We start from the raw sequence: 19,527 nt of genomic DNA on the forward strand, positions 1-19,527 counted from the left end.
AACCAATAATCATCGATCAAATCTGACTATTGAATCTTCAAACTGAACAGTTTCTTATCTTCCAAATAAGCTTCCAACAAATCATTCTCAGAAATTTTCCCAACACCTTTTGGCGTTCCTGTGAAAATCAAATCGCCGACTCGCAAAGTGAAATATTGAGAAGCAAAAGCAATGATTTCATCAGGACTGAAAATCATTTCCCTCGTGTTTCCGTCTTGAACTTTTTCATTGTTTTTGATTAATGAAAAACCAAGATTATTCAAATCAAAATTCTCTTTCGATACAAAATCCGAAACCACCGCAGAACCATCAAAACCTTTCGCCAATTCCCAAGGCAAACCTTTATTTTTTAGTTTTGTTTGAAGGTCTCTCGCTGTGAAATCCAATCCCAATCCAATTTCGGAATAATGATTTCCGGCATTTTCTTTTTGGATATATTTTCCGCCTTTCGAAATTTTCAAAACAACTTCCAATTCATAATGGATGTCGTCAGAAAATTCTGGAATATAAAAATCTGAACCTTTTTTCAAAATGGCTGTGTCAGGTTTCATAAAGATCACTGGATCTTCAGGGATTTCGTTTCCTAATTCTTTAGCGTGTTCGCCGTAATTTCTTCCTACGCAGATTATTTTCATTTGGTTAAATTTAATTTTAAAACCTAGATTTCAACTGAATCTTAGTGAAAATCTTCTTAGTATAAAGCGGAAAATCAGCGCTTTGAAGCCATCCGTAATAACCAATATCTTTCTGGAAAACCTCTTTCACAACTTGCCCTTTATATTTTCCAAAAGCAAAAATCTCTTGGTCTTTGTCATTGAAATGAATCATCCCGGCCAAATCCGCAAACTTGCTGTGGAAAGAGAATTCGCTCAAACCTGCGATTTCTTTTGGAAGATCTTCGTAATGTCCAACTTGCGCATCCAAAACTTCGAAAGTCGCCAAAACATCGGCTTCTGCAGAGTGTGCATTTTCCAAAGTTTTTTGACAATAAAAATTGTATGCAGCAGAAAGATTTCTAGGTTCCATTTTGTGATAAATCGTCTGCGCATCTACCAATTTGAATTTACTCAAATCGAAATCCAAACCTGCACGCAAAAGTTCTTCGGCCAAAAGAGGCACATCAAATCGGTTGGAGTTGAAACCTCCCAAATCTGTCCCAGTAATCATTTCAAGAATTTTCGGCGCAATGTCTTTGAAAGTTGGCGCTTCTGCAACATCAGCATCATAAATCCCGTGGATTGCGGAGGATTCTTTTGGAATTGGCATTTCAGGATTCACTTTCCAGGTTTTGCTTTCTCTGGAAGCATCAGGATTTACTTTCAGGATGCAGATTTCCACGATTCTGTCTTTCCCAACGTTGGTTCCCGTCGTTTCCAAATCGAAAACGCAAAGTGGTTTATATAGTTTGAGATTCATAAATGATTGTTGATAAATGATGATTGATGAATTTTAATTCTCGCAGATTAGGCAAATTTTGCAGATTTAAATCTGCTTAATCCGCAAAATCTGCGAGAAAAATATTTTTATGAATATTATAATTTAAAATTTTAAAAACTTCGGACATCCGACTTCCATCTTCCAACTATTTCAATTGTTTTTGAAATATCAATGAAATTAAAATGTAATAGATGATAATTAAAGAAATTCCGACTGCTTTGAATATTAATAAAATCAAAATTCCGCCAATTAATAAAGCTAATTTCGGATAATTATCTTCTAATTTTTTTGATTTGAATTTCATTGCAATCATCTTGATTGGACTGATTAAAAGCCAAGAAGAAACAACGGTTAAAATTAATAAGTAGATCTCATTGTCAAATAGAAAACTGAAAGCGCCAGTTTCTTTGAAAGCGTAAAACATGCCGAAAATCAAAATCGTGTTACTTGGCGTATTCAAACCTTTGAAATAATATTTTTGGTCATCATCCAAATTGAAAATCGCCAATCTTAGGCAGGAGAAAAGTGTGATAATGAAACCTAAATATTTTATCCACGGCATAAATTCGGGAAGACCAGAAAGTGTCAAGTTTTCCAATGCAACAAACATTGTGATCCCAGGCAAAAATCCAAAACTTACCATATCTGCCAAAGAATCCAATTGTCCACCCAAATTACTGCTGGAATTCATAGCTCTGGCAATAAAACCATCGAAAAAATCGAGAACCAATGAGATAATAATGCAAATCGCTGTCGTTTGATAATCGCCGGAAATGAGATGAACAATCCCAACGCAACCCGAGAAAAGATTCCCCAAAGTAAATGCATTGGCAAGGTTGTTTTTGATGAAATTCATATCACAAAAATAGGAAATTTGTTGGAGGATGGAAGTTTGAAGATGGAAGTTTTTAAGGAGCGTAGAAAAACTTCCATCTTCCGTCTTCTGACTACCAACTTTTCTTAATTTTGCAGAATGAAGAATTTTAGAGGGCAAGAAGTTTTTGCTTTGGTTTACAGACTGTTTTTGGTGTTTTTCTTTTATCAGATAGCGAGATTCCTGTTTTGGTTTTTCAATCAGGAATTGGTAAAAGTGGATGGGATTTCGGAATATTTCAAGCTTTCCTATTACGGAACTGCATTTGACACGACTGCAATTTTGTACGTGAACTCGGTTTTTATTCTGTTGAGCATCATCCCGATTGTCATTAATACAAAAAAGAATTATCAGAAATTCTTGTTCTTCTGGTATTTCATCACGAATGGAATTACCTACTCGTTCAACTTTGGTGATATGATTTATTACAGATTTAGCCAAGCGCGATTGACGTCTGCGGCTTTTTCTGTAGCGAAAAATGAAAGTAACATTGGGAAAGTCTTTTTCAATGCGGTTTTGCAAAATCCATTTGTGATTGTTTCTCTTATCTTAATAATTCTTTTGTGGATTTTCCTTTATAAAAAAGTAAAAGTTACGGAAGAAAAACCGAAAAATTTAATCAAATATTTTGTTTCGTCCGTTGTGATTTTGTGTGTGACCGCACTTTTGGTGGTTGGAGGAATCCGTGGTGATTTCAAACATTCAACAAGACCAATCAATTTGGTTGATGCCAACAAACACGTCAGCAATCCTTTGCAGGGAAATCTTGTTTTGAACAGCGTTTTCTCGTTTTTCAGAACCATTAATACCAATAATTTTAAGCTCGTTCATTTTGTTGATGAGAAATTCATTAACCAAGAAATTAAACCTTATAAATTATACGAAAGGGAAGTGGAAGACAAGCCAAATGTTGTCATTTTCATTATGGAAAGTTTCGGGAAAGAATATTCTGGAGCGTTCAATAAAGATACAAAAATCAAAGATTTTGTTTCCTACACGCCATTTCTCGACAGCTTGGCAAAAGAAAGTCTGATTTTCACCAATGCGTTTGCGAACGGAAGACAATCCATCCACGGAATGAGTTCTGTGCTTGCGGGAATTCCGAGTTTGACGGATGCTTTCACGAGTTCGCCTTATTCCAATCAAAAAATCCAATCGATTGTTTCGGTTTGTAGTGATTTGGGTTATGACACGAGTTTCTACCACGGCGCGCCAAATGGCTCGATGGGTTTTCAAGGTTTTGGAAATATTTTGGGTTTCAAAAATTATTTCGGGAAAAATGAATACAATAATGACAAGGACTTCGACGGAATGTGGGCGATTTGGGACGAACCATTTTTTCAATATTTTGCTAGGAACATTGGGAAAAAGAAACCTTTTATGTCCACAATGTTTTCCGCTTCGTCTCACGACCCGTTCAAAGTTCCGGAGAAATATCAGAATAAATTCAAATCTGGGCCATTGCAGATCCACGTTCCAATCCAATACACAGATTATGCGTTAAAGAAATTCTTCGAAACGGCGAGCAAGCAACCTTGGTATCAGAACACGATTTTTGTGATAACAGCCGACCACACAAATCAGATTCATTATGAGGAATACCAAAAAGCGATGAATAGATTTGCTATTCCACTTTTGTTTTTTTCTCCAAATCCTAGTTATAATTTGAAAGGAATCGATGACCGTTTCGCCCAACAAATCGACATCTATCCAACTTTGGCTGACCTGCTTGGTTATAACAAAAAAATCAGAAGTTGGGGCAGAAGTTTGGTTTCGGACAATAATGAAGATCATATGATCATCCACTCCGATTCCATCAATGAGCAAATTGTAATTGGAAACTACGTCTACATTTTTGATGGAAAAGACGTGACGGGAATCTATGATAAAACAGATCTGGCCTTATCCAAAAATCTCTTCAGCAAAAACCTTAATCCAGAACAAAAACTTGGGATCCTGAAAACAAAGGCGTGGTATCAGGATTATATGGATCGCGTCATCAACAGGAAATTGTATTAAAATAAAGGTGTTTAAGATTAGAAAAATCTGTCAATTGGCTTTATTTATGCTTTGGATAGCAAATAATTCTTGTTTGTTTAAAATTAATTTATATTTTTATCAATATTAATTTAACGTTAACAAGTTAATCACATCAAACAACAAACAAACTTAAAATAAAGACAATGAAAAAGTTATTATTATCATTTGCCTTATCATTCATCGGCATTCTTTCATTCGCTCAAATCGAAGGAAAATGGAAAACCATCGATGACGAAACCGGAAAACCAAAATCCATCGTAGAGATTTTCAAAGATTCCAAAGGGAAGTACAACGGGAAGATCGTACAACTATTGATCAAACCAGAAAATGCGAACTGCGTAAAATGTAAAGATGACCGCAAAAACAAACCATTGATCGGATTAGAGATCATCCGTGGTCTTTCAAAAGATGGGAATGAATTCTCTGGCGGAACCATCACCAATCCAAAAGACGGAAAATCTTACAAAACTGAGCTTGTACGTGAAGGTGATGTCCTGAAAGTAAAAGCCATTGTATTGGGAATTGCCGTTAAAACGCAAACTTGGCACAAAGTGAACTAACAATCTTTATGATAATTGACAGGCTTCCAGATGGGAGCCTTTTTTGTTATGCAGATAATAAAAAAATTAATACTTTTGTATTTCGAAATTTAACAAAGAACATTTTCATAATCAATATTACATTATAATGAAGGAATATACATTTCGTGAAGTAATTGCTCAGGCTATGAGCGAAGAAATGCGTAAAGACGAATCCATTTTTCTGGTAGGAGAAGAAGTTGCAGAGTACAATGGTGCTTACAAAGCGTCCAAAGGTATGCTGGCTGAATTCGGAGAAAAAAGAATCATAGATGCACCAATTGCGGAACTTGGTTTTACAGGGATCGCTGTAGGCGCAGCAATGAACGGGAATCGTCCGATCGTAGAATATATGACTTTCAACTTCTCTTTGGTTGCGATCGATCAGATCATCAACAACGCTGCGAAAATGTACCAGATGACTGGTGGACAATGGAATATTCCAATCGTTTTCCGTGGTCCTACAGGTTCAGCAGGTCAGTTGGGAGCAACACACTCACAGGCTTTCGAAAGCTGGTACGCCAACTGTCCAGGTCTCAAAGTGATCATTCCTTCCAATCCTTACGATGCAAAAGGCCTTTTGAAATCTGCGATTCAAGACAACGATCCAGTGATCTTTATGGAATCTGAGCAGATGTATGGTGACAAAATGGAAATCCCAGAAGAGGAATATTACATCCCGATCGGAAAAGCAGACATCAAGAAAGAAGGAAAAGATGTGACTTTGGTTTCTTGGGGTAAGATTATGAAAGTAGCTTTGCAAGCTGCAGAAGACTTGGAAAAAGAAGGGATCTCTGTAGAAGTGATTGACCTTAGAACGATCCGTCCTTTGGATTACGACACAATTCTGGAGTCCGTAAAGAAAACAAACAGATTGGTAGTTCTGGAAGAATCTTGGCCATTTGCAAGCATCTCTACCGAGATTACTTATATGGTTCAGCAGAAAGCATTCGACTATTTGGATGCGCCAATCAAGAGAATTACCACGCCAGATGCATCAGCGCCATATTCAGCGCCATTGTTTGCGGAGTGGTTCCCGAAAGTGGAAAAAGTGAAAGAAGAGATCAAAAACGCTCTTTACATCAAAGCATAAAACTTAGAAACTCCCGAACTTATTCGGGAGTTTTTATTTTGTAGAAGCTTTTAGGAGCTGTTTCCCGCTTTCCGTTGCAATCTTTTTGCCCGACGATTTCTTTCTAAATAGAACCTTTAGTCAACGCAAAAAAGGATTTCCACTGCAATCGGGGCTAGGGGATTTCTCATCCAAACAACATTCAATATTAAAAACACTATTTGTCTTTTTACAGTAATCCTAACTATTGAGATTCCTCCGCAATGACAAATAGCATATTGTTTTAATCTGCAAAATTTGCTAAATCTTCGATATGTTTTTAAAACCTTTGATGAGCCAAGCGCCTTTGCGAACCTTAAAAATATTTTCAATAATATCAAAAAATCTTCGCGGTCTTTGCGTTAAAATAATTCAAAAGTAAATAACTCAAGATAATTTTAAAAATAACACTTTAAAAATTTGTGGATTAATAAATAATTCATATTTTTGCAATCCAAAATGAGATGTAAATTATGTTAATAATACCAGTAAAAGACGGAGAGTCTATCGACAGAGCTTTAAAAAAGTACAAAAGAAAATTTGATAAAACTAGAGTAGTAAGAGAACTAAGATCTAGACAACAATTTATTAAGCCTTCTGTAACTTTGAGACAAGCAAAACTTAAAGCAGCTCACAAGCAAAGAAATCTTAGCAAAGAAGAACAAGCATAAGTTCTTTTTAGCAAAACATAACAAAAATCACTTTCAAATTTCTATATTTGGAAGTGATTTTGCATTTATAGACCTATGATAGAAAGATTCCTGGATTACATTGCGGTAGAAAAACGATATTCTCCACACACACTTACCAATTACAAAAAGGATTTGTCGGACTTTTCAGCTTTCGTTTTAGAAACAGAGGCTACGGAAGATGTGGTTCATGTTCATAAAAAAGTCATTAAGAATTTTATCGTCAATCTAAGCAATTCTGGGCTCAGCAAAAGGAGTATCAATAGAAAGTTGTCTTCGCTCCGCAGTTTTTATGTTTTTATGCTGAAACTAGAGGAGATAAAAGTTTCACCAATGGAAACCATTGATTCTCTAAAATTCTATGCAGAAAAGAGAATTCCATTTTCTGTGGAAGAAATGGATCAGATGAAAACAGAAGTAGAGGAGAAAGGAAATATGAGTCTTCTGGAAAAAATGATTATAGAAACCCTCTACCAAACCGGAATCCGAAAAGCGGAGTTGTGTAATCTTTTATTAGAAAATGTGGATTTCTCTAAGAAAGAAATTTTGATAATAGGTAAGGGAAACAAAGCCCGTGTGATTCCTTTGGCGGATGATTTGTTGTCAGATTTGCAATTATATGTCAATATCCGTAAACCCGATTCCGAAAACCAACATTATTTTTTCGTTAATAAAAAAGGAAAAAAACTAGGTGAAAAGTTTGTGTACTTAATAGTTAATAAGTACTTTAGTGTAGTCACTTCTAAGCAGAAAAGGAGTCCGCATATTTTGAGACATACTTTTGCTACCCACGTCTTAAATGGCGGAGCGGAGATATCAAAAGTTCAGAAAATTTTGGGGCACGCCAGTTTAGCAAGTACACAAGTTTATACCAGCGCCAATATAGAGCAGTTGAAAGAAGTTTACAGGAATGCGCATCCAAGGGAAATTAAAAAAGAAAACTAATATGAAGTAAAAATTTACATTTTTATTGTTTAACCATTTAAAAATAGACGTTATGAAGATTACAATTCAGACTGCAGGTGTTACACCGCACGAACCATTAAAAGAAAGAATTGAAAAAAAATTAGCTAAACTTGAGACCTTCTACGACAAGATTGTGGAGACAGCAGTTTATCTTAAAATCGAAAATACATCAGAAAAAGAAAATAAAACGACAGAGCTTGTTGTGAAGATTCCGGGCAATGATATCGTAGTAAAGAAGACTTGTGCTACTTTTGAAGAAAGTTTGGACGATTGTGCAGAAACTGCTAAGAAACTGTTAATCAAGAAAAAAGAATTAGCTTAATCGAAAAATACGTTTTTTGTAAAAAAACATTTGTAGGTTTCAAAAAAGAGTCTCATATTTGCACTCGCAAAACGGAATTATCCACGATGCGGAAATATGATCTTTACTTTGAAACCTACTTTTATTTAAACTGATTGAAATTTCAGATTAGATAAAAAAAACAAAAAATTTTTAAAAAAAGATTTGCAGGTTTAAATAAAAAATTCTCATATTTGCACTCGCAAAACGGAAGTAACCGCAACGCAGAAACAGAGTTCTTTTTTGAAATCTATTTGCCTCCATAGCTCAGTTGGCTAGAGCAGCTGATTTGTAATCAGCAGGTCGTGGGTTCGAGTCCCTCTGGAGGCTCATTTATAAAAAATACTGGGGAGATACCAGAGCGGTCAAATGGGGCTGACTGTAACTCAGCTGCTTCGGCTACGTAGGTTCGAATCCTGCTCTCCCCACTTTTTATGAAAAAAAACATTTGCAAATTATAAGATTTATTTTTAGATTTGCAGACCGTTAACCAACCTTTTTGGAAACAAAATGCGAAAGTAGCTCAGTTGGTAGAGCGTCAGCCTTCCAAGCTGAATGTCGCGGGTTCGACCCCCGTCTTTCGCTCAAAATCACAAACCTCACGGAATGTGATTTTTTTTTAGGCCGACTTAGCTCAGGGGTAGAGTGCTTCCTTGGTAAGGAAGAGGTCACGGGTTCAAATCCCGTAGTTGGCTCAAAAGGTCCCGAATCTGTTTCGGGATTTTTTTATGTTTGAATTAGAACTGTTGTTAAAACAAGAAGCCCAGAATAGATTTCTATTCTGGGCTTCTTTATGAAAAATTAAAGACTATTTTTAAAATCCTAAACCTACCGTAAATCCTTTTACCATATTTGGGTAATTTGAAACAGCGGTTGCTGCTCCGTTTGCGATATTCACGGTATAGATTTTTGTGTCAGTTCCAACAGTAGCTACCAAATAGGCTTTCTGGCTTGTACTTCCAATATCAAATCCGTTGTTAGAAGTAATATTGATTCCCAAAGCACCTCTTTCAACTAATGTTCCAGCGTTTGGTGGATTTTGAAGATATAACTTATCGGTATTATGATCGATTACAAATAACGATGTAGTTGTGGCTCCAGCAAAGTTGTCTGTGTAAGCCGCAGAGCTCAATGTAGGTGTTCCAGGATTGATTACGCCATCAACTGAGGAAACAGATCCATCAATTGGATTTAAACGTAGATTTTGTCCCAAATCACTCACGACTCGGATTCTGTCAACTGTGGGGTTGAAGTCAAAACCAAAATCCGTTCCGATAAGTGGTGTAGAAAATGTTCCTGATCCAACTTGAGTAGCGGCACCTGTTCCTAAGTTGATTGTATAGATTCTGCTAGAACTTCCCAAAGCGTAAAGCTGTCCATTCAAAGGTCTGAAATCAATGCCTAAGATTCCTTCACCATTTTGCAATCCTGTGATGGTTTTTGAAACTGGCTCGGGTTTGCCTGGATTAAAGATTTGAAGCATATTTGAAGCATCTATAGCATAAGCAACAGCATCGGTAGGAATAGCAATATCAATTAACTTTTGAGATAGTGTCCCAATGTTGGTTGCTTTACCATTAGTTAGATCCAATGTGTAAAGATTATTTTTAGAATCACTTGTAGTTGCGATTAATGCAATGTTGTTATCTGGATTGATGTCAAACGCGGCTTGCCCAGTAAAATTAATTCCCAGACTTCCAACTTCAACCAATGTTCCGTTGTTTGGAGGATCTTGTTTGAATAATTTTCCTGATGTAGCATCGAGATCATACAAAGTTGTGGACATTGCTCCAGATTTGCTATTAGTGTAAGCAATGCCAGTGATTGATGAAGATGTAGCAATACTTCCATCTGTTGCAGCTACAGCTCCAGTTTCAGGATTGAGACGTAAGTTTTGTCCCGTATTGGTCACCAATCTGATACGATCTACAGTAGGATTGAAATCAATAGAAGCGATTGTTCCAGTAATTGCCGGCGTAAAGGCGGTCGTACTTACCAACCTGGAAGTTGCGGTCGTGGTATTGATGATGTAAAATTTACTTGCGTTAGACAGTGCGTAAAGTTCACCAGTGGCTGGTCGAAAATCAATACTGACAAGTTTTTCTCCGGAAGTAATTCCTGCAATTGCAGTTTTAGAATTGAAAGTAGAGGGGCTACTAGCGTTGAAAACTACAAGTTCATTATTTTCCGTAAGAGCATAAGCTATTTGGTTTGGTCCAACAGCACTAGGTTCTTCTGGCACTTGATTCATATCGTCATCATTGTTACAAGACATTGCCGAGACGATTACAAAAGCAGCAATGAAAAAGTTGAATAATTTTTTCATAAATATTATTTTTTTATAGTTTCATAATTATATACGAGACAAAAGTAATCTTGGTTTTAGAAGGTGCTTTTTTTAATTGATTTTTTTATGTAAATTTGCCCAGTCTAAAAACAAAACTTTACGTGTTTGCAGTTTTTGATTTTGAATATTGAAATTTTTAAGAAAAATATTTTTGATATTCAAAAAATCGCTATATTTGCAAACCGAAAAAAGATAAATAATTAATTAATAAATATTAAATCATGGCAAAGGAAACGTTTAATCGTAACAAACCCCACTTGAACATTGGTACTATTGGTCACGTTGACCATGGTAAAACTACACTTACAGCTGCTATTTCTGCTGTACTAGCGAGCAAAGGTCTTGCTGAGAAAAAAGATTTCTCTGCTATTGACTCTGCTCCAGAAGAAAAAGAAAGAGGTATTACTATCAATACTGCTCACATCGAGTACGAAACTGAAAAAAGACATTACGCTCACGTTGACTGTCCAGGTCACGCGGATTACGTAAAGAACATGGTAACTGGTGCTGCTCAGATGGATGGTGCTATCGTTGTATGTGCTGCTACAGATGGTCCTATGCCTCAAACTAGAGAGCACATCCTACTTTGCCGTCAGGTAAACGTACCTAGAATCGTTGTTTTCATGAACAAAGTGGATATGGTAGATGATCCAGAATTGTTAGAGCTTGTTGAAATGGAATTGAGAGACCTATTGTCTACTTATGATTTCGACGGTGATAACTCTCCAGTAATCCAAGGTTCTGCATTAGGAGCTCTTACTGCTGCTACTGCTGCTACAGTTGATACTGAAGATAAATGGTTCAAATCTGTTGAAGAATTGATGGATGCTGTTGATACTTGGATCGAGCAACCACCAAGAGATACTGATAAGCCTTTCTTGATGCCAATCGAAGACGTATTCTCTATTACAGGTAGAGGTACTGTTGCAACTGGTAGAATCGAGGCTGGTGTTATCAACACTGGAGATCCAGTTGATATCGTTGGTATGGGTGATGAGAAATTGACTTCTACTATTACAGGAGTTGAGATGTTCAGAAAAATCCTTGATAGAGGTGAAGCTGGAGATAACGTAGGTCTATTGTTGAGAGGTATTGAAAAAACTGACATCAAGAGAGGTATGGTAATCGCTAAGAAAGACTCTGTGAAGCCACACAAAAAATTCAAAGCATCTGTTTATATCCTTTCTAAGGAAGAAGGTGGACGTCACACTCCATTCCACAACAAGTACCGTCCTCAGTTCTACGTAAGAACTACTGACGTTACAGGTGAGATCTTCTTGCCAGAAGGTGTAGAAATGGTAATGCCTGGTGATAACTTAGAGATCACTGTAGAATTGTTACAACCAATCGCTCTTAACGTAGGTCTTAGATTTGCAATCAGAGAAGGAGGTAGAACAGTTGGTTCAGGTCAGGTTACTGAAATCCTAGACTAATCATCTTAATATAATAAAAGTTCCGTAAGGAAACTTACGGAACTTTTTTAATCTACGGGCATCGTCCAATGGTAGGATACCGGTCTCCAACACCGTTGATCAGGGTTCGAATCCTTGTGCCCGTGCAAATAAAAAATAATGAGCTCACTAGTTGATTTTTTAAAAGGTTCTTATACAGAATTTAAAGATAAAGTAGAGTGGCCGAAGTGGCCAGATTTGCAGTCTTCTACAATTGTTGTAGCAGTAACTACAGTTATACTTGCTTTATTTACATTTGGAGTAGATTCTTTGTTTAGTGTTACTATCAAGAATTTTATTGCAACGTTTATCAATCTATTTAATTAATCCTAAATTACTTTCCTTATGAGCGAATCGAAATGGTATGTGCTGAAAGCTATTAGCGGACAGGAAAATAAAGTAAAGAATTACATTGAGAACGAAATCCAAAGATTAGGAATGGATGCTTATGTTACTCAAGTAGTAATTCCTATGGAGAAAGTTATCCAGATCAGAAATGGAAAAAAAGTTCCTAAAGAAAAGCCTTATTATCCTGGTTATCTAATGGTAGAAGCTGATTTGGTTGGGGAAGTTCCTCACGTAATCAAAAATATTCCAGGCGTTATTTCTTTCTTAAGTTTAACTAAAGGGGGTGAGCCAGTTCCAATGAGAAAATCTGAAGTCAACAGAATGCTCGGAAGAATGGATGAACTATCAGAATTTGCTACAGATGTAGAAATTCCTTTCATCGTAGGAGAAAACGTAAAAGTGATCGATGGTCCTTTCAACGGATTCAACGGAACGATAGAAAAAATTCTTGAAGATAAAAAGAAAATTGAAGTTTCAGTTCTTATTTTTGGAAGAAAGACTCCAATGGAATTAAGCTTTATGCAAGTAGAAAAAGTTGTATAAATTCAATTTAAAAATAAATCAAAGACCATCCGTAATTTACGCGATGGTTTTTTTATGAAATATCATTATTGAATTAAGTGTAATTTTGAAGATTTACTTAAAAATTAGATTTTAATTGTTTTAATAATCTTAAGCGATGTTGTAAATCACTATTGACGTGAGCAAATTTTTTCTTAGAATATTAAATCTTTTAAAAATCAACACATTCCATTTGCTATTTCAAAAATATTTTATACTTTTGCAATCCGAAATATAGGTCTTCTTTTATGCGAAGTGACTTATATTGAATAATTAATGCTTCCACATTCAATTATTTATTAATCAAATCAAAACATTAAAATGGCTAAAAAAGTCTTTAAAATGGTAAAACTTCAGGTGAAAGGTGGCGCTGCCAACCCTTCTCCACCAGTAGGTCCAGCATTGGGTTCTGCAGGTGTGAACATCATGGAGTTTTGTAAACAATTCAACGGTAGAACTCAGGATAAACCTGGTCAAGTTCTTCCGGTAGTTATTACGGTTTTCGAAGATAAATCTTTCGAATTCATCATTAAAACACCTCCAGTTGCAATCCAATTATTGGAAGCTGCAAAGTTGAAAAGTGGTTCTGGAGAACCTAACAGAAACAAAGTAGGTGCTGTATCTTGGGCTCAAGTTCAGAAAATTGCTGAGGACAAAATGGGAGACTTAAACTGTTTCACTGTTGAACCTGCACTTTCTATGGTAGCTGGTACTGCTAGATCTATGGGATTGAGAGTAACAGGAACTAAACCAACTAACGCTTAAAACTTAAAGAAATGGCAAAATTGACAAAAAAGCAAAAAGAAGCTTTAAGCAAAGTGGAAAAAAATAAAATTTACAATCTTGACGAAGCTTCTGCTTTGGTAAAAGAAGTAAATTTTGCAAAATTTGACGCATCTGTAGATATCGCTGTTAGATTGGGTGTAGATCCAAGAAAAGCAAACCAAATGGTAAGAGGTGTTGTATCTCTTCCTCACGGGACTGGTAAAGATATCAAAGTTTTGGCTTTGGTAACTCCAGACAAAGAAGCAGAAGCTAAAGAAGCTGGTGCAGACTATGTTGGTCTTGATGACTATTTAGCTCAAATCAAAAACGGTTGGACAGATGTTGACGTTATCGTTACTATGCCAGCTGTAATGGGTAAATTAGGACCATTGGGTAGAATCTTAGGACCAAGAGGTCTTATGCCAAACCCAAAATCTGGTACTGTAACTATGGAAATCGGAAAAGCTGTAGCTGAGGTGAAAGCTGGTAAAATCGATTTCAAAGTAGATAAATATGGTATTATCCACGCAGGTATTGGTAAAGTATCTTTCGATGCTTCTAAACTTAAAGAAAATGCTCAGGAATTAATCTCGACATTGATCAAGTTGAAACCAACTGCTGCAAAAGGAACTTATGTAAAAAGCATCTATTTGTCTTCTACAATGAGTCCTGGAATTGCAATTGATACTAAATCTGTTAACTAATTATAATCCTTAAGACAATGACAAAAGACCAAAAAGTTGTAGCAATACAAGAGATCAAAGACTTGCTTCAGGATGCAAAAGTAGTTTATGTAGCAGATCTACAAGGTTTGAACGCTGCAAAATCTTCTGACTTCAGAAGACAAGCTTTCAAACAAAATATCAAAATTAAAGTTGTGAAGAACACATTGCTTCAAAAAGCAATGGAACAAATCGAAGGTGTAGATTATGCTGAGATGTTCGAAACTTTCAAAGGAAACTCCGCATTGATGATTGCTGATACGGCTAACGCTCCAGCAAAATTAATCAAGGATTTCAGAAAGAAAGAAGAGAAACCAGCTCTTAAATCTGCTTTCGTTCAAGAAACTTTCTATGTTGGTGATGAGAATCTAGACGCATTAGTAAGCATCAAGTCTAGAGAAGAAATGATCGGTGAAATCATCGGATTGCTTCAGTCTCCAATCCAAAGAGTTGTTTCTGCTCTTCAAAACAAATCTGAAGCTGTAGAAGCTAGCGCTGAAGAAGTTGCTGCTCCTGCTGTAGAAGAAACTCCTGCTGAGGCGGCTCCAGAAGCTCCAACTGCAGAAAGCACTGAGGAAACTCCAGCTGCTGAATAATTAGAACTCAAAAAAATCAATCAATAATCAACAAAAAACATTACAACAATGTCAGATTTAAAAAATTTAGCTGAAACGCTAGTAAACTTAACAGTAAAAGACGTAAACGAATTAGCTACTATCCTTAAGGATGAGTACGGAATTGAGCCAGCTGCTGCTGCTGTAGTAGTATCAGGAGGTGGTGCAGGTGAAGCTGCTGAAGAAAAAACAGAATTCGACGTAATTCTTAAATCAGCTGGTGCTTCTAAATTAGCTGTTGTTAAATTGGTAAAAGATTTAACTGGTGCTGGTCTTAAAGAAGCTAAAGACATCGTAGATGGTGCTCCTGCTCCAATCAAGCAAGGTGTTTCTAAAGACGAGGCTGAAGCTTTGAAAAAACAATTAGAAGAAGCTGGTGCTGAAGTAGAATTGAAATAATTCTGGTTTACATCCAAGTATAAACTCCCAAGCCTAGGTTTGGGAGTTTTTTTGTGATATGATTCTGATTTGCAAGATTTAAATATTAATTTGTATATTTGCAAATCTTTTGGCGCGACTTAATAATATACTTTAAATAACTGATACTCTTTCATTTCTAAATGAAGGGGATTTTGTGTTTATTGATATAATGAAATCAATCCTTAAGAATTAAAATATTTTGCACTACGCCGTGAAAAGATATACCGGTGTTGCTCTTAGGAAGAGCCAAGAATAAAGTAAAAAGAGCCAAGGTCTCACGTGCGCGCCAAAACACTTTTTCCTTTTGCCTTTTATCTTGTTTCTTAAGTTTTTCCTGATATTTTTTGTGAATCAAAATATTTTTTAACCCATTTTTCTTATAATTTTATGAGTAAAACACAGGCAACTCCAAAAGTAAAAGGAACAGAAAGAATCAACTTTTCCACTGCGAAAGGTAGAATCGATACTCCTGACTTTTTGGATATCCAAATCCAGTCTTTCAAGGAATTTTTCCAGCTAGACACGCTTCCTGAGCAACGTTTGAATGAATCACTTTACAAAACGTTCCAGGAAAATTTCCCAATTACAGATTCTAGAAACCAATTCGTTTTGGAATTCCTAGATTATCTGGTAGATTCTCCACGTTACTCTATAGATGAGTGCGTTGAGAGAGGTTTAACGTATAACGTTCCTCTAAAAGCTAGACTTAAATTATACTGTACAGATCCGGAACACGAAGATTTCCAGACTGTTGTGCAAGATGTGTATTTAGGTCCGGTTCCTTATATGACACCTTCTGGCTCATTCATCATCAATGGTGCAGAGCGTGTTATCGTAACTCAGTTACACAGATCCCCGGGTGTGTTTTTCGGACAGACTTACCACGCCAACGGAACTAAACTTTACTATTCAAGAATTATCCCTTTCAAAGGATCTTGGATGGAGTTTACTACGGATATCAATAACGTAATGTATGCGTATATCGACCGTAAGAAAAAATTACCTTTAACTACATTGCTAAGAGCAATCGGTTATGAGTCTGATAAAGAAATTCTTCAGATCTTTGACCTTGCAGAGGAAGTGAAAGTTTCTAAAGCAGCGCTTAAAAAAGTAGAAGGTAGAACTTTGGCTGCGAGAGTTTTGAACACTTGGTTTGAAGATTTCGTGGACGAAGATACAGGTGAGGTAGTTTCTATCGAAAGAAACGAAATCATCTTGGATAGAGAAACTATTCTTGAAAAAGAACACCTAGATGTTATTTTGGATTCTGGCGTTAAGTCAATCTTGATCCACAAAGAAAATAGCAGTGAGTTCTCTATCATTCAGAATACTTTACAAAAAGATCCAACCAACTCCGAAAAAGAAGCGGTTGAATATATCTACCGTCAGTTGAGAAATGCTGATGCACCAGATGAGGAAACTGCAAGAGGAATTATCGAAAAATTATTCTTCTCAGAGCAGAGATATTCATTAGGTGAAGTAGGTCGTTACAGATTGAATAAAAAATTAGGACTTAATATCTCTCAAGAAAATCAAGTATTGACAAGAGAAGATATTATCTCTATCGTAAAGCACTTGATCGAGCTAGTTAACTCAAAAGCTGAGGTAGATGATATCGATCACTTGTCAAACAGAAGAATCAAGACTGTTGGAGAGCAATTGTCTGGACAATTCGGCGTAGGTCTTTCTAGAATTGCTAGAACGATCAAAGAAAGAATGAACGTTAGAGATAACGAGATTTTTACACCGGTTGACTTGGTAAATGCTAAGACTTTGACATCTGTTATTAATTCATTCTTTGGTACCAACCAGCTTTCTCAGTTTATGGACCAGACCAATCCTCTATCAGAAATCACGCACAAGCGTCGTCTTTCTGCCCTAGGACCTGGTGGTTTATCAAGAGAAAGAGCAGGTTTCGAGGTTCGTGACGTTCACCATACGCACTATGGTCGTATCTGTCCAATCGAAACTCCTGAGGGACCAAACATTGGTTTGATTTCTTCTTTAGGTATGTTTGCGAAAATCAACAGCCTTGGATTTATCGAGACGCCTTACAGAAAAGTTGAAGACGGTAAAGTTGATTTACAAGCGGCGCCAACTTATCTTAATGCTGAGGATGAGGAATACAAAGTAATTGCTCAGGCAAACGTTGATATGAACGATGATGGTACCATCAAAACAGACAGAGTTATTGCTCGTCTAGATGGAGATTATCCAGTAGTTGAGCCTCAACAAGTGGACTTGATTGATGTGGCACCAAACCAGATTTCTGGTATTTCTGCTTCATTGATTCCGTTCCTAGAGCACGATGATGCGAATAGAGCATTGATGGGATCGAATATGATGCGTCAGGCTGTTCCATTATTGAAACCTCAGGCACCAGTTGTAGGTACAGGTTTGGAAAAACAAGTAGCTAGAGACTCTAGAGTTTTGATCAATGCAGAAGGAACTGGAGTTGTAGAATATGTGGATGCTGAGAAAATTGTGATCAAATACGAAAGAAGTGAAGAAGACGATTTGGTTAACTTCGATTCTGCAACTAAAACTTATAAACTGACCAAGTTCAGAAAAACCAACCAGAGTACAACTATTACATTGAGACCAAACGTAAGAGTAGGTGATGTAGTAGAAAAAGGACAAGTGCTTTGCGACGGTTATGCAACTGAAAATGGAGAGTTAGCTCTTGGTAGAAACTTAGTAGTTGCGTTTATGCCTTGGAAAGGATACAACTTTGAGGATGCGATTGTAATCAATGAAAAAGTCGTTCGTGAGGACTGGTTTACATCAATTCACGTGGATGAATATTCTCTTGAGGTTAGAGATACCAAATTAGGTATGGAAGAATTGACAGCAGATATTCCTAACGTTTCTGAAGAAGCTACCAAAGATCTTGATGAGAATGGTATGATCAGAATCGGAGCAGAAGTGAAGCCTGGTGATATCCTTATCGGAAAAATCACACCAAAAGGTGAATCTGATCCTACACCGGAGGAAAAACTTCTTAGAGCGATCTTCGGAGACAAAGCTGGTGATGTGAAAGATGCTTCATTGAAAGCAGATTCTTCTCTTAGAGGAGTTGTGATCAACAAAAAATTGTTCTCTAGAAATATCAAGGACAAAAAGAAAAGAAGCGAAGAGAAAATCAAATTGGAAGAGATCGAAAATACTTACAAAGCTAAGTTCGACGGTCTAAGAAATACTTTGATTGACAAATTAAATACATTGGTTTCTGGGAAAACTTCTCAAGGTGTACAAAATGACCTTGAAGAAGAAGTGATCAGCAAAGGAACTAAATTTACATTGAGATTACTTCAAAATGTTGAAGATTATAACAATATCAGCGGTGCAGATTGGACAGTTGATGCCGACAAGAATGAATTGATCAAGCAATTGGTTCACAACTATAAGATCAAATACAACGATCTTGCAGGTGTAAAAAACCGTGAGAAATTTGCATTGTCTATCGGAGATGAGCTTCCTGCAGGTATTATCAAACTAGCTAAAGTTTACATCGCTAAGAAACGTAAATTGAATGTTGGAGATAAAATGGCTGGTCGTCACGGTAACAAAGGTATCGTTTCAAGAATCGTTCGTGAAGAAGATATGCCGTTCCTGGAAGATGGAACACCAGTAGATATCGTATTGAATCCACTTGGGGTACCTTCTCGTATGAACATCGGTCAGATCTACGAAACTGTTCTTGGATGGGCTGGTACTAAACTAGGATTGAAATTTGCAACACCGATTTTCGACGGAGCAGAATTAGATCAAATCACTGAATATACTGACAAAGCTGGTCTTCCTAAATTTGGTCATACACATCTTTACGATGGTGGTACTGGAGAGAGATTTACGCAAGCAGCTACAGTTGGTGTAATCTATATGTTGAAACTAGGACACATGGTAGATGACAAAATGCACGCACGTTCTATCGGACCATACTCATTGATTACGCAACAGCCGTTAGGAGGTAAAGCGCAATTTGGAGGTCAGAGATTTGGAGAGATGGAGGTTTGGGCTCTAGAAGCATTTGGAGCATCCAATATCTTGAGAGAGATTTTGACTGTGAAGTCAGATGACGTGATTGGTAGAGCAAAAACTTATGAAGCGATTGCGAAAGGAGAAGCAATGCCTGAACCAGGTATTCCGGAATCTTTCAACGTATTACTTCACGAGTTACAGGGTCTTGGACTTGATGTAAGATTGGAAGAGTAATTTAAATTAAATTATCAAAAAATTTAAAATTAAATTATTAACCAATGGT

18 protein-coding genes and 5 tRNA genes are annotated in these 19,527 nt (G+C 36.6%); 19 read left to right on the forward strand and 4 right to left on the reverse strand.

The genetic code is table 11. The features are described 5' to 3' along the window. Window positions 1–26: 26 nt before the first annotated feature. The 3 genes from B0I22_RS13635 to B0I22_RS13645 form a co-directional block, all read right to left on the reverse strand. A complete protein-coding gene (locus B0I22_RS13635; protein WP_133945786.1) occupies window positions 27–635 on the reverse strand; it encodes a fumarylacetoacetate hydrolase family protein in 609 nt (202 codons plus the stop codon). A 16-nt stretch (window positions 636–651) separates the two neighbouring features. Next, window positions 652–1,416, reverse strand: a complete 765-nt coding sequence (locus B0I22_RS13640; RefSeq protein ID WP_133945788.1) for a 3'-5' exonuclease — start codon at window positions 1,414–1,416, stop codon at window positions 652–654. 166 nt (window positions 1,417–1,582) lie between these two features. Continuing rightward, the gene (locus tag B0I22_RS13645) at window positions 1,583–2,293 is read right to left on the reverse strand and encodes a CDP-alcohol phosphatidyltransferase family protein (RefSeq protein WP_133946572.1); all 711 of its coding nucleotides are present in this window, start codon (window positions 2,291–2,293) and stop codon (window positions 1,583–1,585) included. A 117-nt stretch (window positions 2,294–2,410) separates the two neighbouring features. Between B0I22_RS13645 and B0I22_RS13650 the strand changes: the two genes are divergently transcribed. The 10 genes from B0I22_RS13650 (at window position 2,411) to B0I22_RS13695 (ending at window position 8,730) form a co-directional block, all read left to right on the forward strand. Then, the gene (locus B0I22_RS13650) at window positions 2,411–4,330 is read left to right on the forward strand and encodes an LTA synthase family protein (protein ID WP_133945790.1); all 1,920 of its coding nucleotides are present in this window, start codon (window positions 2,411–2,413) and stop codon (window positions 4,328–4,330) included. Between the two features lie 164 nt (window positions 4,331–4,494). After that, window positions 4,495–4,911, forward strand: a complete 417-nt coding sequence (locus B0I22_RS13655) for a DUF2147 domain-containing protein (RefSeq protein WP_133945792.1) — start codon at window positions 4,495–4,497, stop codon at window positions 4,909–4,911. A 127-nt stretch (window positions 4,912–5,038) separates the two neighbouring features. Then, window positions 5,039–6,022, forward strand: a complete 984-nt coding sequence (locus B0I22_RS13660) for a pyruvate dehydrogenase complex E1 component subunit beta (RefSeq protein ID WP_034966457.1) — start codon at window positions 5,039–5,041, stop codon at window positions 6,020–6,022. A 491-nt stretch (window positions 6,023–6,513) separates the two neighbouring features. Next, a complete protein-coding gene (gene rpsU / locus B0I22_RS13665; protein WP_027384137.1) occupies window positions 6,514–6,711 on the forward strand; it encodes a 30S ribosomal protein S21 in 198 nt (65 codons plus the stop codon). Between the two features lie 75 nt (window positions 6,712–6,786). Continuing rightward, the gene (locus B0I22_RS13670; RefSeq protein ID WP_133945793.1) at window positions 6,787–7,674 is read left to right on the forward strand and encodes a tyrosine-type recombinase/integrase; all 888 of its coding nucleotides are present in this window, start codon (window positions 6,787–6,789) and stop codon (window positions 7,672–7,674) included. A gap of 52 nt (window positions 7,675–7,726) precedes the next feature. Next, entirely contained in the window at window positions 7,727–8,017 is a 291-nt protein-coding gene (locus tag B0I22_RS13675; protein ID WP_133945795.1) for an HPF/RaiA family ribosome-associated protein, read from the forward strand. Between the two features lie 274 nt (window positions 8,018–8,291). Beyond that, window positions 8,292–8,365, forward strand: a tRNA-Thr gene (locus B0I22_RS13680). Window positions 8,366–8,382: 17 nt separating this feature from the next. Continuing rightward, window positions 8,383–8,463 (forward strand) — tRNA-Tyr (locus B0I22_RS13685). An 84-nt stretch (window positions 8,464–8,547) separates the two neighbouring features. After that, window positions 8,548–8,620: transfer RNA gene (locus tag B0I22_RS13690), tRNA-Gly, on the forward strand. A gap of 38 nt (window positions 8,621–8,658) precedes the next feature. Continuing rightward, window positions 8,659–8,730, forward strand: a tRNA-Thr gene (locus B0I22_RS13695). A 119-nt stretch (window positions 8,731–8,849) separates the two neighbouring features. Here the strand turns inward: B0I22_RS13695 and B0I22_RS13700 are convergent. Next, complete coding sequence (locus tag B0I22_RS13700; protein WP_133945797.1) at window positions 8,850–10,361, reverse strand: DUF4394 domain-containing protein; 1,512 nt, start codon at window positions 10,359–10,361, stop codon at window positions 8,850–8,852. A gap of 242 nt (window positions 10,362–10,603) precedes the next feature. Here B0I22_RS13700 and tuf point away from each other — a divergent pair, with 242 nt between their 5' ends. From tuf to rpoB, 9 genes are all read left to right on the forward strand, one after another. Beyond that, on the forward strand, window positions 10,604–11,815 hold the full coding sequence (tuf, locus tag B0I22_RS13705; RefSeq protein WP_133945799.1) for an elongation factor Tu: 1,212 nt from the start codon (window positions 10,604–10,606) through the stop codon (window positions 11,813–11,815). 54 nt (window positions 11,816–11,869) lie between these two features. Beyond that, window positions 11,870–11,940: transfer RNA gene (locus tag B0I22_RS13710), tRNA-Trp, on the forward strand. 13 nt (window positions 11,941–11,953) lie between these two features. Then, entirely contained in the window at window positions 11,954–12,160 is a 207-nt protein-coding gene (gene secE / locus B0I22_RS13715; RefSeq protein ID WP_133945801.1) for a preprotein translocase subunit SecE, read from the forward strand. Between the two features lie 18 nt (window positions 12,161–12,178). After that, window positions 12,179–12,724: a transcription termination/antitermination protein NusG gene (gene nusG / locus B0I22_RS13720; protein ID WP_133945803.1), complete on the forward strand. Its 546-nt coding sequence runs from the start codon at window positions 12,179–12,181 to the stop codon at window positions 12,722–12,724. 339 nt (window positions 12,725–13,063) lie between these two features. Beyond that, window positions 13,064–13,507: a 50S ribosomal protein L11 gene (gene rplK, locus B0I22_RS13725; RefSeq protein ID WP_028121266.1), complete on the forward strand. Its 444-nt coding sequence runs from the start codon at window positions 13,064–13,066 to the stop codon at window positions 13,505–13,507. A gap of 11 nt (window positions 13,508–13,518) precedes the next feature. Then, window positions 13,519–14,211 carry a 50S ribosomal protein L1 gene (gene rplA / locus B0I22_RS13730; RefSeq protein WP_133945805.1) on the forward strand — a complete coding sequence of 231 codons (693 nt, stop codon included), beginning with the start codon at window positions 13,519–13,521 and terminating at the stop codon, window positions 14,209–14,211. A 17-nt stretch (window positions 14,212–14,228) separates the two neighbouring features. Next, complete coding sequence (gene rplJ, locus B0I22_RS13735; RefSeq protein WP_133945807.1) at window positions 14,229–14,825, forward strand: 50S ribosomal protein L10; 597 nt, start codon at window positions 14,229–14,231, stop codon at window positions 14,823–14,825. A 48-nt stretch (window positions 14,826–14,873) separates the two neighbouring features. Further along, window positions 14,874–15,242, forward strand: coding sequence for a 50S ribosomal protein L7/L12 (gene rplL, locus B0I22_RS13740; RefSeq protein WP_133945808.1), 369 nt, complete (start codon window positions 14,874–14,876; stop codon window positions 15,240–15,242). A 408-nt stretch (window positions 15,243–15,650) separates the two neighbouring features. After that, a complete protein-coding gene (rpoB, locus tag B0I22_RS13745; RefSeq protein WP_133945809.1) occupies window positions 15,651–19,478 on the forward strand; it encodes a DNA-directed RNA polymerase subunit beta in 3,828 nt (1,275 codons plus the stop codon). Window positions 19,479–19,527: the final 49 nt, after the last annotated feature.

This window comes from Epilithonimonas xixisoli (assembly GCF_004365655.1).
Lineage (GTDB): Bacteria > Bacteroidota > Bacteroidia > Flavobacteriales > Weeksellaceae > Epilithonimonas > Epilithonimonas xixisoli.